We start from the raw sequence: 14,147 nt of genomic DNA on the forward strand, positions 1-14,147 counted from the left end.
GCGCGCACGGACGGCTACGCGCCGCCGGCCTCGCGCAGCATCCGGGCGCGGTCCTCGCTCTCGTCGGTCTCCGGGAGCGTCGAGGTGTCCAGCGACTCCACGGTGTCGGTCAGCGGAACCGGGTCGGGCAGCGCGCGGAACCGGGCGCGGGGATCCTCGGGTGCGGTCATGCCCGGACGCCGAGGCCCGCCCCGCGGACCTCGACGACGTCCAGCCGCTCCACGGTCGGCTCGCCCGGCGGCCGCTGCCCACCGAAGGCCGCGTCGACGGCCGGGTGGATGCGCTGGTCGAACGCCCGGGTGCAGTCCTCCTCGGACTCCCAGACGTCGATGTAGCGCAGCCCGCCCTCGGGCCGGCGGACGCACAGGTGCATGAGCAGTCCGGTCATGGGCTCGTCGCCGATGCCCGCGGTGATCCGGCCGTACATCTCGGTGTCGATGGGGACGTCCTGCACGTAGGCGTAGGTCATGGCGACCCTCCCGATTCGGTCCGAACTTACTTCGGACGAATACCGGTACCGTGGCCCTCGTGGCCGACGACGTCAAGGGACCTCCGGCGCGGCGCCGGTACACCTCGCCGGTGCGCGCGGAGCAGGCGGCGCGGACCCGCCGCGCCGTCCTCCAGGCTGCCCGGGAGCTCTTCGCCGACCGGGGCTACGCGGCGACACCGATCAGCGCCGTGGCCGACCGGGCGGGGGTGGCCGTCGACACCGTGTACTCCTCGGTGGGGCGCAAGCCGGAGCTGCTGCGCCAGCTGCTCGAGACCGCCATCTCGGGCACCGACGAGGCCGTGCCGGCGCCGGAGCGGGACTACGTGCAGCGCGTCCGGGCGGCGACCTCGGGCCGGGAGAAGCTCGAGCTCTACGCCGCCGCGGTCGCCGCGATCGGGATGCGCATGGCCCCGGTGCACCGCGCCCTCGCCGAAGCGGCGCTCACCGACGACGACTGCGCGCAGCTGCGCGCCGAGATCAGCGCCCGCCGCGCCGCGAACATGCGGCTGCTCGCCGCGGACCTGCGGGCGACCGGCGACCTGCGGCCGGACCTGACCGACGACGACGTGGCGGACGTGGTGTGGAGCATGAACTCCGCCGAGTACCGCGCACTCCTCGTGACCGAGCGCGGCTGGTCGGCCGAGCGCTACGCGGCCTGGCTCGCCGACGCGTGGGTGCGACTGCTGCTGGCCTGACCGGTCAGGGCACCCAGCGGGCCGGGCGCTTCTCCCGGAAGGCCGCGATGCCCTCCTGGCCCTCCTCGCTCGCGAACCAGCGGGCCGACAGCTCCTGCAGCTCGTCGAACGAGCCGCGCGGCCCGCCGGACCGCAGCAGCCGCTTGGTCTCCGCGAGCGCCGCCGGGGCGCCCGCCGCCAGCGCGTCGACCTGCGCCCGGACCGTCGCGTCGACGGCGTCGTCGGCGACGGCGAGGTCGACCAGCCCCGCGGTGGCCGCGAGCTCCGGGCCGAACACCTCCCCGGTCAGCGCGAGCCGGTGCAGCAGGTGCCGCGCCATCCGCGGGGCCAGCACCGCGGAGATCACGGCCGGCACCAGCCCGACGCGGACCTCGCTGACCGCGAACGTCGCCGAGGCGCCCCCGACGACGACGTCGCACACCGCCATCAGCCCGATGCCGCCCGCGCGCGCCGGTCCGCGGACCGCGGCGATCACCGGCTTCGGGGAGCTCCACAACGCGGTGAGCAGCTCCGGGAAGGCGTGCACCCCCTGGTCGCCGGCTCCGGCACCCGCCGCCTCGGAGAGGTCCATGCCCGAGCAGAAGACCCGGCCCGTGTGGTCGAGCACGAGCACCCGGACCGCGTCGTCGGCGACGGCGTCGGCGACCGCCGCACCCAGCTGGGCGAGCATCGCGCGGGAGAGCGCGTTGCGGTTGGCGGGGGAGTCCATGGTCAGCCGGGCCACGCCGCGCTCGACGGTCACCTGCAGCACGCGGTCGGGAGGAGTCACACCCCGATTCTGCCGGTCACCGCCCCGGGGCGCGGCACACTGGGAGCAGATGGACACCGCCCTGCCCCTGCTGCCCGCTCCGCCGGCCGCCCCGTTCGTGCTGCCCGCGTCGGCGCGCGAGGGCCTGGCGACCACCCCGTTCGGGCTGTACGTGCACGTGCCGTTCTGCGCCACCCGCTGCGGATACTGCGACTTCAACACCTACACCTCCGACGAGCTCGGCCCCGGCGCGAACCGGTCCGAGTACGCCGGCACGGTCGTCGCCGAGCTGCGCCGGGCCGCCGAGGTGCTGGGGCCCGACCGGCCGGAGGTCTCCACCGTCTTCGTCGGCGGCGGCACCCCGACGCTGCTGCCCGCCGCGGACCTCGTCGCCGTCCTCGACGCCGTCCGCGAGCTGTTCCCGGTGGCCGGCGACGTCGAGGTGACCACCGAGGCCAACCCCGAGTCGGTGACGCCGGAGTCGCTGGCGCGGCTGCGCGCGGGCGGCTTCACCCGGATCAGCCTCGGCATGCAGTCGGCCGCCGAGCACGTGCTCGCCGTCCTCGACCGCCGGCACACCCCCGGCCGGGCTGCCGAGGCCGCGTCCGAGGCGAAGGCCGCCGGCTTCGAGCACGTCAACCTCGACCTGATCTACGGCACGCCGGGGGAGACCGACGCCGACTGGGCCGCGTCCCTGGACGTCGTCCTCTCCGCGCCCGTCGACCACGTCAGCGCCTACGCGCTGATCGTGGAGGAGGGCACCCGGCTGGCCCGCCGGATCGCCCGCGGAGAGCTGCCGATGACCGACGACGACGTCCTCGCCGACCGCTACGAGCAGGCGGACGCAGCGCTGCGGCGGGCCGGGATGGAGTGGTACGAGGTCTCCAACTGGTCCACCGACCGGGCCGCCCGCTGCCGGCACAACGAGCTGTACTGGGCGAACGCCAACTGGTGGGGCATCGGCCCGGGCGCGCACAGCCACGTCGGCGGGCTGCGCTGGTGGAACGTCAAGCACCCGGCCGCGCACGCGGCCCGGATCGCGGCGGGGGAGAGCCCGGCCGCGGGCTCCGAGCTGCTCGACGCCGACGACCGGGCGCTGGAGACCGTCATGCTCGGCCTCCGCCTGCGCGACGGCCTGCCCCTGGAGCGGCTCTCCGCGGCCGGCCGGCTGCGGGCCGCCGACGCCGTCGTCCGCGGCCTGCTGGAGCCGGCGGCGCACGAGGCGGGCCGCGCCGTCCTCACCGATCGCGGCCGCCTGCTGGCCGACGCGCTGGTCCGGGAGCTCACGGACTGAACCCCGTTCTGGACGGCGGCGCTCCGGCGTAGTTGGCTGGGTCACAGGACGGCACGGCCGTCCCGGCGGGGGGAGCTGCCCCCGCTCCCAGCAGCAGGGAGAACCACACCATGGCAGGACGGGTCGAGGGCAAGGTCGCGTTCATCACCGGAGCCGCGCACGGTCAGGGGCGCAGCCACGCGCTCCGGCTCGCCGAGGAGGGCGCGGACATCATCGCCGTCGACCTCTGCGAGGACATCGAGACGATCGGCTACCCGATGGGGACCGAGGCCGAGCTCGACCAGACGGTCAAGTCCATCGAGGCGCTCGACCGGCGCGCGGTCAAGATCAAGGCCGACGTGCGCGACCCCAACCAGCTGCAGGCCGCGTACGCGACCGGGATCGCCGAGCTCGGCAAGGTCGACGTGATCATCGCCAACGCGGGCGTCGGTGCCTTCAAGGCCGACCAGGGCCGCCAGGACTACATCGACGTCCTCAACGTCAACCTGGTCGGGGTCCTGAACACCGTCATGGCCGGGCTGCCGCACCTGCCCAAGGGCGGGTCGGTCATCGTCACCGGCTCGTTCGCGGCCCTGATGAAGGGCGGCGTCGGCGGGCCCGGCGGTGGCGGGGCGTACACCTTCGCCAAGCGGACCCTCGTCCCGTTCGTGCAGTCGGTGGCCGCGGCGGTGGCCGGGGAGTTCATCCGCGTCAACGGCGTGCACCCGACGAACTGCAACACCAACCTGCTGCAGAACGACGACATGTACCGCCTCTTCCGGCCGGACCTGGAGAAGCCCACCAAGGAGGACGCCGCCCCGGCGTTCTCGACGCTGCAGGCGATGCCGGTGCCGTGGGTCGAGCCCGAGGACATCAGCGAGGCGGTGCTGTTCCTGGCCTCCGACGCGTCGAAGTACCTCACGGGGCAGTTCCTCAACATCGACGCCGGTGCGCACCTGAAGACCCTGGACTGACGCCGGGCCGGTCTCCCCTGACAGATGTCAGGGGAGACCGGCGACGTCCTGCACTACTGCCGGGATCCCCCCGGCCACCAGGCTCGACGCCGTGACCGAACCCGCTCTCGACGTCTCCGGCCTCACCGTCCGGTACGGCGGCACCACCGCCGTCGACGGACTGGACCTGCGCATCCCGCGCGGCGAGACCGTGGCCCTGCTCGGCCCCAACGGCGCCGGGAAGTCGACCACCGTCAACGCGGTGCTGGGCCTCGTCCCGCACGCCGGACGGGTCCGCGTGCTGGGCCGCCCGGCGGCCGAGGCCGTCCGCGCCGGGGACGTCGGCGCGATGCTCCAGCACGGCGGGCTCCCCGGCGAGGCCCGCGTCGGCGAGGTCCTGGACCTGGTGCGGCGCAGCTTTCCCCGCTCCTGGCCGCTGGACGACCTCGTGGTCACCACGGGCATCGAAGGGCTGCTCCGCCGTCCCGTCGAGGACCTCTCCGGCGGTCAGCGCCAGCGGGTCCTGCTGGCGATCGCCCTGGCCGGGCGGCCGCCGCTGCTCCTGCTCGACGAGCCGACGTCGGCCATGGACGTCGAGGGCCGCCGCGCCTTCTGGACGACGATGCGTGGGCTCGCCGAGGGCGGGACGACCGTCGTCTTCGCCACCCACCACCTCGAGGAGGCCGACGCGGTCGCCGACCGGGTGGTCGTGGTGGCCGGTGGCCGGGTGGTGGCCGACGGGTCCGCCGCGCAGGTCAAGGCGGGCACCAGCGGGAGCACGGTCAGCTTCACCGCCGAGCCCGGCACCTGCCTCGACGGCCTGCCCGGAGTGACCGCCGTCGTCCGGCGCGGCCGGACCGTGGAGCTCAGCACCGCCGAGCCCGAGCAGACGCTGCGGGCGCTGCTGGCCGACGGCCGGCGGCTGCCCGGCCTGCAGGTCCGGGGCGCCAGCCTCGAGGAAGCCGTCCTGACCCTGACCACCGCGAGCCCCATCACTGCCAGCCCGATCGGAGCCGACCGATGAGCGCCCTGTTCCTCTTCCAGCTGCGCCGGGTGGGTCGCAACCGGCAGTTCCTGGTCTTCACCGTGGCCCTGCCGGCCCTGTTCACGCTCTTCTTCGCCCAGGTCTTCGGCCGGTCCGCCGACGACGGCTACCAGGACTACGCCGCCGCGACGATGGTCGCGATGATGGCCTACGGCGCGATGGGCGCAGCCCTGGGCGCGACCATCCGCATCTCCTTCGACCGCGCCTCGGGCTGGCTGCGCCAGCTGCGGGTCACCCCGGTGCCGACGCGCACCGTCGTGGTCGTCGAGATCCTCGTCGGGGTGCTGCTGACGCTGCCGTCCCTGGTGGTCGTCGCCCTGGTGGGCGGGCTGGTCAACGGGGTGCGGCTGCCGGTCGGCACCTGGCTGGCCCTGGTCGCCGTCCTCTGGGCCGGCGCGGCCGTCTTCGTCGCGCTCGGCCTGCTGCTGGGGCTGGCGCTGGAGCAGAAGGCGGCCGGGAGCGCGATCGGCATCGTGGGCACGGTGCTCGCGCTGCTGGGCGGGCTCTGGGTGCCGGTCGAGGTCTTCCCGGCCGGGCTGCGGGCCGTGGCGCACGGCCTGCCGTCGTACTGGTACGCCGAGCTCGGCCGGGACGTCGCCGCCGGGCAGCCGCCGGCGCCGGTCGCGGTCCTCGCGCTGATCGGCTTCGCCGCCCTCGCCGGTGCGCTCGCCGCCGCCGTGGCGCGGCGCCGGCCGATGTACGCGGTCGCGGGCTGAGCGCGGCTACGGTCGCCGACCATGGGAGCGCCCAGGAACTGGTACCGGATGGGCTGGGCGGCGCCGTGGCTGCTGTTCCAGTTCTTCCCCCTCGCCGACCTGGTGACCAGCGACCACGCCGCGTGGGTGCAGGTGGTGGCCCTCGCCGGCCTCGTCGTCTTCACCGCGGCATACCTCGTCGTCATGGGGGCCTTCTTCGGCCGCCGGGCGCAGGCGCGGCGGTACCTCGTCGTCGTCGCGGTGCTCGGCGTCGCGCTCGCCGGGTGGCTCGGGCCGTCCTGGGCGGGGCTGCTCATCTACGTGTCGGCGGCGTCGGCGATCGCACTGCCGCAGCGCTGGGTGTGGCCCGCGGTCCTCGGCTGCGCCGGTGCGTGCGCGGCGGTCGTCGCCGCCGACGGCCAGCTCGGCCAGCTGTTCATCCTGCCGGTCATGTGCCTGCTCACCGGCTTCGCGCTCAGCGGCACCCGGGTGCTGGTGTCGGTGAACGCCGAGCTGTCGGAGGCCCGCGAGGAGCTGGCCCGCAACGCCGTCGCCGAGGAGCGGCTGCGCTTCGCCCGCGACCTGCACGACCTGCTCGGCCACAGCCTGTCGCTGATCGCGCTCAAGAGCGAGCTGGCCGGCCGGCTCGTCGACCGTGACCCGGCCCGCGCCCGGTCCGAGCTGGCCGACGTCGAGGCCACGGCGCGGCGGGCACTGGCCGAGGTCCGGGACGCGGTCAGCGGCTACCGCCAGGTCAGCTTCGCGGGCGCACTGGCCGAGGCCCGCCCGGCGCTCTCGGCCGCCGGCATCACCCTCACGGCGCCCCGCGACAGCCCGCAGCTGCCCGGCGCGGTGGACGCCGTGCTCGGCTGGGTGGTGCGCGAGGCGACCACCAACGTGCTGCGGCACAGCGGCGCCCGGAGCGTCACCGTGGCCCTCGGCACCGACGGCGACGGCGCCGCGCTGACGATCACCGACGACGGCCGCGGTGCGGCCGGCCCGGTGGGAGCCGGGCTGTCCGGGCTGGCGGAGCGCGTCGCCGCCCTGGGGGGCCGGCTGGAGACCGGCCCCGGGGACGGCGGACGGGGTTTCCGGCTGTGCGCCCGCGTGCCGGTCCGGGCGTCGGTGGCGGCGCCGTGATCCGGGTGCTGATCGCCGAGGACCAGTCCATGGTGCGCGGCGCGCTCCGGGCGCTGCTGGAGCTGGAGGACGACATCGAGGTCGTCGCCGAGGTCGGCCGGGGGGACGAGGTGGTGGCCGCGGCGCTGGAGCACGCGCCCGACGTCGCCCTGCTCGACATCGAGATGCCCGGCTGCGACGGACTCGAGGCGGCGCGGGCGCTGGCCGCGGCGGTGCCGGCCACCCGCGCCGTCGTCCTGACCACGTTCGGCCGCCCGGGGTTCCTCCGCCGCGCCATGGAGGTCGGCGCCGCCGGCTTCCTCGTCAAGGACGCCCCCGTGGCCGAGCTGGCCCGGTCCATCCGCGCGGTCGTGGCGGGGGAGCGGGTCATCGACCGGGACCTGGCCGCCGCTGCCCTGGCGATCGGTCCCACGCCGCTGTCGGGCCGGGAGGCCGACGTGCTCCGCGAGGCCGCGGGCGGCGCGACCGTCGCCGAGATCGCCCGCCGGCTGTTCCTCTCCGAGGGGACGGTGCGCAACTACCTGTCCTCGGCGATCGGCAAGACCGGCGCCCGCACCCGGGTCGAGGCCGCGCGGGTGGCCGAGGAGCGCGGCTGGCTCTAGCGGGCGGGCTCGGCGGGCATCAGCGCGTCCAGGTCGAGCACCCGCACGTGGATGACCGTGCGCTGCTGCAGAGCCGCCCGGAGTGCCCGGTGCAGGCCGTCCTCGAGGTACATCTCGCCGTGCCAGAGGACGGCGTGCGGGAAGAGGTCGCCGTAGAAGGTCGAGTCGTCGGCGAGCAGGGCGTCCAGGGCCAGCTCGCGCTTGGTCGTGACCAGGGTGTCCAGCCGGATCTGGCGCGGCGGGATCATCGCCCAGTCCTTGGTCGACATGTTGTGCTCGGGATAGGGGCGGCCCTCGCGCACCGCTTTGAAGATCAGGGAACCGACCTCCGTCCGACCGCCCGAGCCTGCCTCGACCGTCGGCCAGCCTATCGGCCGGTGCGGCCCGCCGCCGTCGCCGGTCCGGGTGCGGATGCGCGACGGACGCGCTCTGCGCACGTATGCTGGTCTGGCACTCCGTCCGTGCGAGTGCCAGCCCTCCCGGCGGTGCGACGGAGCGATCCGGCGAGGGCGCAGGGTCCCCTCGCGCGGCACGTCGACCGGTACGGGGAGGTGTCACCGTGGCGCACGACGAACGGCGCCTGCAGGTCCTGCGGGCCATCGTCCAGGACTACGTCTCCACCAACGACCCGGTGGGCAGCAAGGCACTCGCCGACCGGCACGACCTCGGCGTCTCGCCGGCCACGATCCGCAACGACATGGCCGTGCTCGAGGAGCAGGGCTACATCGCCCAGCCGCACACCAGCGCCGGGCGGGTGCCCACCGACAAGGGCTACCGGCTGTTCGTCGACCGGCTGTCGGCGGTCAAGCCGCTGTCGGGCGCCGAGCGCAAGGCCATCGAGAAGTTCCTCGACGGCGCGGTCGACCTGCACGACGTCCTCGGGCGCAGCGTCCGGCTGCTGGCGCAGCTGACCCGCCAGGTCGCCGTCATCCAGTACCCGACGCTGTCGCGCAGCGCCGTCCGGCACCTGGAGGTCGTGCAGGTGGCCGGCTCCCGCCTGCTGCTGGTGCTGATCACCGACACGGGCCGGGTCGAGCAGCGGGTCGTCGAGTGCTCCGTCGACGTCGACGCCGAGTCGGTGGCGGAGCTGCGCACGCTGCTCAACTCCGCCTTCACCGGCGCGAAGCTCGCCGAGGCCGCCGGACTCGTGCCCGAGCTGGTGGACACCGCGCCACCGCACCTTCGGACCCTCGTGGCCGGCGTCAGCGCCGCGCTCATCGAGACGCTGGTCGAGCCGGGGGAGGACCGCCTCGTCGTCGGGGGGACGGCGAACCTGGCCCGCACCGCCCTGGACCTGCCCGGCACCGTGCGCCCCATCCTCGAGGCCCTCGAGGAGCAGGTCGTGGTGCTGAAGCTGATCAGCGAGGTCGACACCGGCGGCACCGTCGTCGTCCGGATCGGCGAGGAGAACGCCCACGAGGCGCTGACGGGTGCCTCCGTCGTGTCCGTGGGGTACGGCGCTCCCGACCGGGCCCTCGGCGGCCTGGGCATCGTCGGCCCGACCCGCATGGACTACCCAACGAACATGGCCGCGGTGCGAGCCGTGGCCCGCTACGTCGGCCAGTTGCTGGCCGAGAGCTGAGGCTGAGACCCCTCCATGGCAACCGACTACTACGGCGTCCTGGGCCTGGCCCGCGGTGCGTCCGACAGTGACATCAAGAAGGCCTACCGCCGGCTGGCGCGCGACCTGCACCCGGACGTCAACCCCGACCCCGGGGCCAAGGAGCGCTTCCAGGAGGTCAGCAAGGCCTACCAGGCGCTGACCGACCCGGAGAAGCGCCGCATCGTCGACCTCGGCGGTGACCCCTTCGACGCCGGTGGCGGCGGGGGCGGCAGCCCCTTCGGCAACGCCGGCTTCGGCGGGCTCGGCGACATCATGGACGCCTTCTTCGGCGGCGGGATGGGCGGCGCGCGCGGTCCGCGCAGCCGCACCCGGGCCGGCGCCGACGCGCTGATCCGCCTCGACCTGGACCTCGACGAGACGGTCTTCGGGACGACGAAGGAGATCACCGTCGACACGGCGGTCCTCTGCGACACCTGTGCCGGCGCGGGCACCGCTCCGGGCACGCACCCCACGACCTGCACGACGTGCGCCGGTCGCGGCGAGGTGCAGAGCGTGCAGCGGTCGTTCCTCGGCCAGGTCGTCTCCAGCCGGGTCTGCCCGACCTGCGAGGGCACCGGCCAGGTGATCCCCGAGCCGTGCGCGACCTGCGGCGGCGACGGGCGGGTGCGCTCGCGCCGCACGATCACCGTCAAGGTCCCGGCCGGCGTCGAGGACGGCATGCGGATCCGGCTGACCGGCCACGGCGAGGTCGGCCCGGGCGGCGGCCCGGCCGGTGACCTCTACGTCGAGATCAACGAGCGCCCGCACCCGGTCTTCACCCGCGACGGGGAGGACCTGCACTGCCGGGTCACGCTGCCGATGACCGCCGCGGCGCTGGGCACGACGCTCTCGCTCACCACGCTGGACGGCGAGGAGGACGTCGACATCCGCCCCGGCACGCAGTCGGGGACCGTGATGACCCTCCGCGGGCGCGGCGCCCCCCGGCTCCGGGCCACCGGCCGCGGGAACCTCATGGTCCACGTCGAGGTCGAGACCCCGACGCGCCTGGACGCCGAGCAGGAGAAGCTGCTCCGCGAGCTGGCGACGCTGCGCGGTGAGGACCGTCCCGGCGCTGCCCCGGAAGGGCAGGGTGGGTTGTTCTCCCGTCTGCGCGACGTGCTGAAGTGAGGGGATGAGCACCACCGAGGCAGCGAAGGAATGAGCATCACCGAGGCATCAAAGGAATGAGCGAGGCCCGTTCGCCGGAGCTCGACGGAGCGCCGCTGTTCCTGCTCGACGAGCTACCACCCGGGGACGACCTGCTGGTCGCCGGCCCGGAGGGGCGGCACGCGGTGGACGTGCTGCGGCTGACCCCCGGTGAGTGGGTGCGGGTCGGCGACGGCCGCGGCACGGTCGCGGAGGGCGAGGTCGCCGCCGCCGGTCCGGAGGGGCTGCTGGTCCGCGTGCAGACCCGCCTCGAGGTGCCGCCGTCCGAGCCCCGTCTGGTGCTGGTGCAGGCGTTGCCCAAGGGCGACCGCGGGCCGCTGGCCGTGGAGCTCGCCACGGAGCTGGGCGTGGACCGGATCGTGCCGTGGGCGGCCTCCCGCTGCGTCACCCGGTGGCGCGACGACCGGATCGCCAAGGGCGTGGCCAAGTGGCGCGCGGCGGCGCACGCGGCGAGCAAGCAGTCCCGCCGTCCCCGCGTCCCCGAGATCGCCGAGCTGGCCAGCACCCGCGAGGTCTGCGGCGAGCTGGCCGAGGTCGACCTCGCGGTGGTGCTGCACGAGCAGGCCCGGGCCCGCATCTCCGCCGTCGACGTGCCCACGGAGGGGACGGTCGCGATCGTCGTCGGCCCCGAGGGCGGGCTCACCGACGGCGAGGTCGTCGCGTTCCGGGCCGCCGGCGCCGAGCCGGTCCGGCTGGGCCCGGAGGTGCTGCGCACCTCGACCGCCGGCGCCGCCGCGCTCGCCGCGATCTCCCTGCGCACCCGCTGGCGCTGAGCCCCTAGGGTCGGTCGCCGTGACCGACTGCCTGTTCTGCCGCATGGTCGCCGGCGAGATCCCCGCCGACGTCGTCCACGAGACCGACCGCACGCTGGCCTTCCGAGACATCAACCCGCAGGCCCCGACGCACGTGCTGGTCATCCCCAAGGACCACCACCGCAACCTCGGCGCGCTGGCCGCGGCCGACCCCGACCTGCTCGGCGCCGTGGTGCGCGCCGCGGCCGACGTGGCCCGGCAGGAGGGACTCGTCGCCGACGGCGGCGTGGAGCCGGGCTACCGGGTGGTCACCAACACCGGTCCGCAGGCGGGCCAGTCGGTCGACCACCTCCACCTGCACGTCCTCGGCGGCCGCGGCCTCGGCTGGCCGCCCGGCTGACCGGGCTGTCAGGGTGAGCGGGTGACAGAGAGCCCCGTCCGCGTGGAGCGGGACGGCGACGTCGCCGTCGTCGTCCTGGACGCCCCGCCGCTGAACCTGTTCGACGAGACCGTCTTCGCCGGCTTCGAGCGGGCGGTGGCCGAGCTGGTCGCGCTCACCGAGCCCGGCCGCCCCGACCGCGCCCGCGCCGTCCTGGTCGAGGCCCGCGGCAGGGTCGTGTCCGGCGGCGTCGACGTGCACGCCTTCCAGGCGATCGCCGAGGGCCCGGACCCGGCCGGTCAGGGGACGGCGCTGTGGGCCCGCCTGCTCCGGATGGCCCAGACGCTCGAGGACCTCCCGGTGCCGACCGTGTTCGCCGCCCACGGCCTGACCCTCACCGCCGCCTTCGAGCTCGCGCTGGCCTGCGACATCCTGCTGGCCGCCGAGCGGGCCTCGTTCGGGCTGGTCGAGATCGTCGTCGGGCTGACCCCGTCGATGGGCGGACCACAGCGGCTGGCCGAGCGGGCCGGCCCGGCGCGCGCGAAGCAGCTCATCTACACCGGCGAGCGCTACCCGGCCGCCGAGCTGGAGCGGTGGAACGTGGTGAACCGGGTGCTGCCCGACGACGGGTTCGCCGACGCGGCCCGGGAGTACGCGCACCGGCTGGCGGCCGGGCCGACCGTCGCGCACGCGGCGACCAAGCGCCTGGTCGGGACGGCGGTGCGGGACGGCGTCCGCGCGGCCGACGCGATCACCCCGCAGGTGTCCGGGCCGCTCTTCGGCACCGACGACCTGCGCGGCGCCGTCGCGTCCTTCCTCGCCGACGGCCCGGGCAGGGCCACCTACGAGGGCCGCTGACCCGTTCGGGCGAGCCGGGTTCCGCCAGCTCTCCGACGGGTACCCTCGGCAGGGTCCGTACCGCCTGAGCAGGAAGGCAGGGTCGAGGGTTCTTGCCCGACTCCTCCCCGAACGTCCCCGTGCCGGGAGCCCCCACGTCGCGTGAGGCCTCGGCCTCAGCTGCGGCGGTGGACAGCGCCCCGGCCGGCACGTCGGCACTGGCGGGCGATCCGCCCGCACCCGTCCGCACCACCATCACCGTCCCCGAGAGCGTCTCCATGGTGGGCCTGCTCGGCTCCGGCGACGAGCTGCTCCGCCTGGTCGAGGCCGAGGTCGAGGCCGACGTCCACGTCCGCGGCAACGAGATCTCGGTGACCGGTCAGCCGGCCGACAACGCCTTCGCCGTCGCGGTCTTCGACGAGCTCATCGCGCTGCTCGGCACCGGCCAGGTCCTGCGGCCGGACTCGGTGCGCCGGGTCATCGGCATGCTCCGCAGCGGTGGCTCCGAGCGCCCGGCCGAGGTGCTGAGCCTGGACATCATCAGCCGCCGCGGCCGGACCATCCGGCCCAAGACGCTGAACCAGAAGCGCTACGTCGACGCGATCGACGTGCACACCATCGTCTTCGGCATCGGCCCGGCCGGTACCGGCAAGACCTACCTGGCGATGGCCAAGGCCGTGCAGGCGCTGCAGACCAAGCAGGTCAACCGGATCATCCTGACCCGTCCGGCGGTCGAGGCCGGCGAGCGGCTGGGCTACCTGCCCGGATCGCTGTCGGAGAAGATCGACCCCTACCTGCGGCCGCTGTACGACGCGCTGCACGACATGGTCGACCCGGAGTCAATTCCGCGATTGATGGCAGCAGGAACAATTGAAGTTGCGCCATTGGCATACATGAGGGGCAGGACCCTTAATGATGCGTTTGTCATTCTCGATGAGGCGCAGAATACGACTGCGGAACAGATGAAGATGTTCCTCACCCGGCTCGGCTTCGGCTCGAAGATCGTGGTCACCGGCGACGTCACCCAGGTCGACCTCCCCGGTGGCGCGCAGAGCGGCCTGCGGGTGGTCCGGGAGATCCTCGACGGCATCGACGACGTGCACTTCGCCAACCTGACCAGCTCCGACGTCGTCCGGCACCGGCTGGTCGGCAACATCGTGGACGCCTACGAGCGCTGGGACAACGCCCAGCAGCAGGCCGCCGGGGGGCCGGCGCAGGCGCGCGGACCCCGTCCGCGCCGGCAGGGGAGCTGACCGCGGTGCCCGTCGAGGTGGCCAACGAGTCCGAGATCGCCGTCGACGAGGCGGAGCTGGCCGGCATCTGCCGATTCGTGCTCGCCGAGATGGGCGTGAACGCGATGGCCGAGCTGTCGGTGCTCTGCGTCGACCCCGAGTACATGGCGACCCTGCACGAGCGGTGGATGGGCGAGAAGGGCCCCACCGACGTGCTGGCGTTCCCCATGGACGAGCTCGACACCTCCCGCCCCGACGACCCCGACCCCGGGCCGGCGCTGCTCGGCGACGTCGTCCTGTGCCCGTCGGTCGCCGTCCGCCAGGCCCGTGCGGCGGGGCACACGATGGACGACGAGCTGGTCCTGCTGGCCACCCACGGGGTGCTGCACATCCTCGGGTACGACCACATGGAGCCCGACGAGGAGAAGGAGATGTTCGCCCTGCAGGCGAAGCTCCTCGAGTCGTGGCGCTCCGCCCCTCGCCAGCCGGTCACCGGGGAGCCCGCCGAGCAGGAGCCCCGACCGCGGTGAGGCCGC

At 74.7% G+C, this 14,147-nt stretch carries 18 protein-coding genes; 14 read left to right on the forward strand and 4 right to left on the reverse strand.

Annotated elements, in window-relative coordinates; translation table 11 throughout:
* Positions 1-14: 14 nt before the first annotated feature.
* Both N555_RS28120 and N555_RS0100895 read right to left on the reverse strand, forming a co-directional pair.
* The gene (locus tag N555_RS28120; RefSeq protein ID WP_197028861.1) at positions 15-170 is read right to left on the reverse strand and encodes a hypothetical protein; all 156 of its coding nucleotides are present in this window, start codon (positions 168-170) and stop codon (positions 15-17) included.
* Positions 167-469, reverse strand: a complete 303-nt coding sequence (locus tag N555_RS0100895; protein ID WP_029429621.1) for a hypothetical protein — start codon at positions 467-469, stop codon at positions 167-169. Before N555_RS0100895 ends, N555_RS28120 begins: the two co-directional genes overlap by 4 nt.
* Before the next feature lie 59 nt (positions 470-528).
* On the opposite strand from N555_RS0100895, the gene N555_RS0100900 reads away from it, so the two are divergent.
* The gene (locus N555_RS0100900; RefSeq protein WP_029429622.1) at positions 529-1,185 is read left to right on the forward strand and encodes a TetR/AcrR family transcriptional regulator; all 657 of its coding nucleotides are present in this window, start codon (positions 529-531) and stop codon (positions 1,183-1,185) included.
* A 4-nt stretch (positions 1,186-1,189) separates the two neighbouring features.
* Here N555_RS0100900 and N555_RS0100905 read toward each other — a convergent pair whose 3' ends face one another.
* Positions 1,190-1,954, reverse strand: coding sequence for an enoyl-CoA hydratase-related protein (locus N555_RS0100905; protein ID WP_029429623.1), 765 nt, complete (start codon positions 1,952-1,954; stop codon positions 1,190-1,192).
* 49 nt (positions 1,955-2,003) lie between these two features.
* Between N555_RS0100905 and hemW the strand changes: the two genes are divergently transcribed.
* The 6 genes from hemW to N555_RS0100935 all read left to right on the forward strand — a co-directional run bounded on the left by hemW (position 2,004) and on the right by N555_RS0100935 (position 7,641).
* On the forward strand, positions 2,004-3,227 hold the full coding sequence (gene hemW, locus N555_RS0100910; RefSeq protein WP_029429624.1) for a radical SAM family heme chaperone HemW: 1,224 nt from the start codon (positions 2,004-2,006) through the stop codon (positions 3,225-3,227).
* Positions 3,228-3,337: 110 nt separating this feature from the next.
* Complete coding sequence (locus N555_RS0100915) at positions 3,338-4,180, forward strand: mycofactocin-coupled SDR family oxidoreductase (protein ID WP_029429625.1); 843 nt, start codon at positions 3,338-3,340, stop codon at positions 4,178-4,180.
* Between the two features lie 91 nt (positions 4,181-4,271).
* Positions 4,272-5,183 carry an ABC transporter ATP-binding protein gene (locus tag N555_RS0100920; RefSeq protein ID WP_029429626.1) on the forward strand — a complete coding sequence of 304 codons (912 nt, stop codon included), beginning with the start codon at positions 4,272-4,274 and terminating at the stop codon, positions 5,181-5,183.
* Positions 5,180-5,920: an ABC transporter permease gene (locus N555_RS0100925; RefSeq protein WP_029429627.1), complete on the forward strand. Its 741-nt coding sequence runs from the start codon at positions 5,180-5,182 to the stop codon at positions 5,918-5,920. Before N555_RS0100920 ends, N555_RS0100925 begins: the two co-directional genes overlap by 4 nt.
* Positions 5,921-5,941: 21 nt before the next feature.
* Complete coding sequence (locus N555_RS0100930) at positions 5,942-7,039, forward strand: sensor histidine kinase (RefSeq protein WP_029429628.1); 1,098 nt, start codon at positions 5,942-5,944, stop codon at positions 7,037-7,039.
* A complete protein-coding gene (locus N555_RS0100935) occupies positions 7,036-7,641 on the forward strand; it encodes a response regulator transcription factor (protein ID WP_029429629.1) in 606 nt (201 codons plus the stop codon). The genes N555_RS0100930 and N555_RS0100935 overlap by 4 nt, the downstream gene beginning before the upstream one ends.
* On the opposite strand, the gene N555_RS0100940 is transcribed toward N555_RS0100935, so the two are convergent.
* Positions 7,638-7,958: a type II toxin-antitoxin system VapB family antitoxin gene (locus tag N555_RS0100940; protein ID WP_029429630.1), complete on the reverse strand. Its 321-nt coding sequence runs from the start codon at positions 7,956-7,958 to the stop codon at positions 7,638-7,640. The genes N555_RS0100935 and N555_RS0100940 overlap by 4 nt on opposite strands.
* A 242-nt stretch (positions 7,959-8,200) precedes the next feature.
* On the opposite strand from N555_RS0100940, the gene hrcA reads away from it, so the two are divergent.
* From hrcA to ybeY, 7 genes are all read left to right on the forward strand, one after another.
* Positions 8,201-9,223, forward strand: coding sequence for a heat-inducible transcriptional repressor HrcA (gene hrcA / locus N555_RS0100945; RefSeq protein ID WP_029429631.1), 1,023 nt, complete (start codon positions 8,201-8,203; stop codon positions 9,221-9,223).
* A 15-nt stretch (positions 9,224-9,238) separates the two neighbouring features.
* Positions 9,239-10,372, forward strand: a complete 1,134-nt coding sequence (gene dnaJ, locus N555_RS0100950) for a molecular chaperone DnaJ (protein WP_029429632.1) — start codon at positions 9,239-9,241, stop codon at positions 10,370-10,372.
* Between the two features lie 56 nt (positions 10,373-10,428).
* Complete coding sequence (locus tag N555_RS0100955; protein WP_029429633.1) at positions 10,429-11,184, forward strand: 16S rRNA (uracil(1498)-N(3))-methyltransferase; 756 nt, start codon at positions 10,429-10,431, stop codon at positions 11,182-11,184.
* A 19-nt stretch (positions 11,185-11,203) separates the two neighbouring features.
* Complete coding sequence (locus N555_RS0100960; protein ID WP_029429634.1) at positions 11,204-11,563, forward strand: histidine triad nucleotide-binding protein; 360 nt, start codon at positions 11,204-11,206, stop codon at positions 11,561-11,563.
* 21 nt (positions 11,564-11,584) lie between these two features.
* A complete protein-coding gene (locus N555_RS0100965; protein WP_029429635.1) occupies positions 11,585-12,400 on the forward strand; it encodes an enoyl-CoA hydratase/isomerase family protein in 816 nt (271 codons plus the stop codon).
* Positions 12,401-12,519: 119 nt separating this feature from the next.
* The gene (locus N555_RS0100970; protein WP_369794001.1) at positions 12,520-13,632 is read left to right on the forward strand and encodes a PhoH family protein; all 1,113 of its coding nucleotides are present in this window, start codon (positions 12,520-12,522) and stop codon (positions 13,630-13,632) included.
* Between the two features lie 5 nt (positions 13,633-13,637).
* Positions 13,638-14,141, forward strand: coding sequence for an rRNA maturation RNase YbeY (gene ybeY, locus N555_RS0100975; protein WP_029429637.1), 504 nt, complete (start codon positions 13,638-13,640; stop codon positions 14,139-14,141).
* The last annotated feature ends 6 nt before the right edge of the window (positions 14,142-14,147 follow it).

It is taken from the genome of Blastococcus sp. URHD0036 (genome assembly GCF_000701365.1).
Taxonomy (GTDB): Bacteria; Actinomycetota; Actinomycetes; order Mycobacteriales; family Geodermatophilaceae; genus Trujillonella.

What these genes read in the sequence shown, in the direction of transcription:
- N555_RS28120 (WP_197028861.1), bottom strand. Translation starts at nt 170, where the DNA reads ATGACCGCACCCGAGGATCCCCGCGCCCGGTTCCGCGCGCTGCCCGAC.
- N555_RS0100895 (WP_029429621.1), bottom strand. Translation starts at nt 469, where the DNA reads ATGACCTACGCCTACGTGCAGGACGTCCCCATCGACACCGAGATGTAC.
- hemW (WP_029429624.1), top strand. Translation starts at nt 2,004, where the DNA reads ATGGACACCGCCCTGCCCCTGCTGCCCGCTCCGCCGGCCGCCCCGTTC.
- N555_RS0100915 (WP_029429625.1), top strand. Translation starts at nt 3,338, where the DNA reads ATGGCAGGACGGGTCGAGGGCAAGGTCGCGTTCATCACCGGAGCCGCG.
- N555_RS0100925 (WP_029429627.1), top strand. Translation starts at nt 5,180, where the DNA reads ATGAGCGCCCTGTTCCTCTTCCAGCTGCGCCGGGTGGGTCGCAACCGG.
- N555_RS0100930 (WP_029429628.1), top strand. Translation starts at nt 5,942, where the DNA reads ATGGGAGCGCCCAGGAACTGGTACCGGATGGGCTGGGCGGCGCCGTGG.
- dnaJ (WP_029429632.1), top strand. Translation starts at nt 9,239, where the DNA reads ATGGCAACCGACTACTACGGCGTCCTGGGCCTGGCCCGCGGTGCGTCC.
- N555_RS0100955 (WP_029429633.1), top strand. Translation starts at nt 10,429, where the DNA reads ATGAGCGAGGCCCGTTCGCCGGAGCTCGACGGAGCGCCGCTGTTCCTG.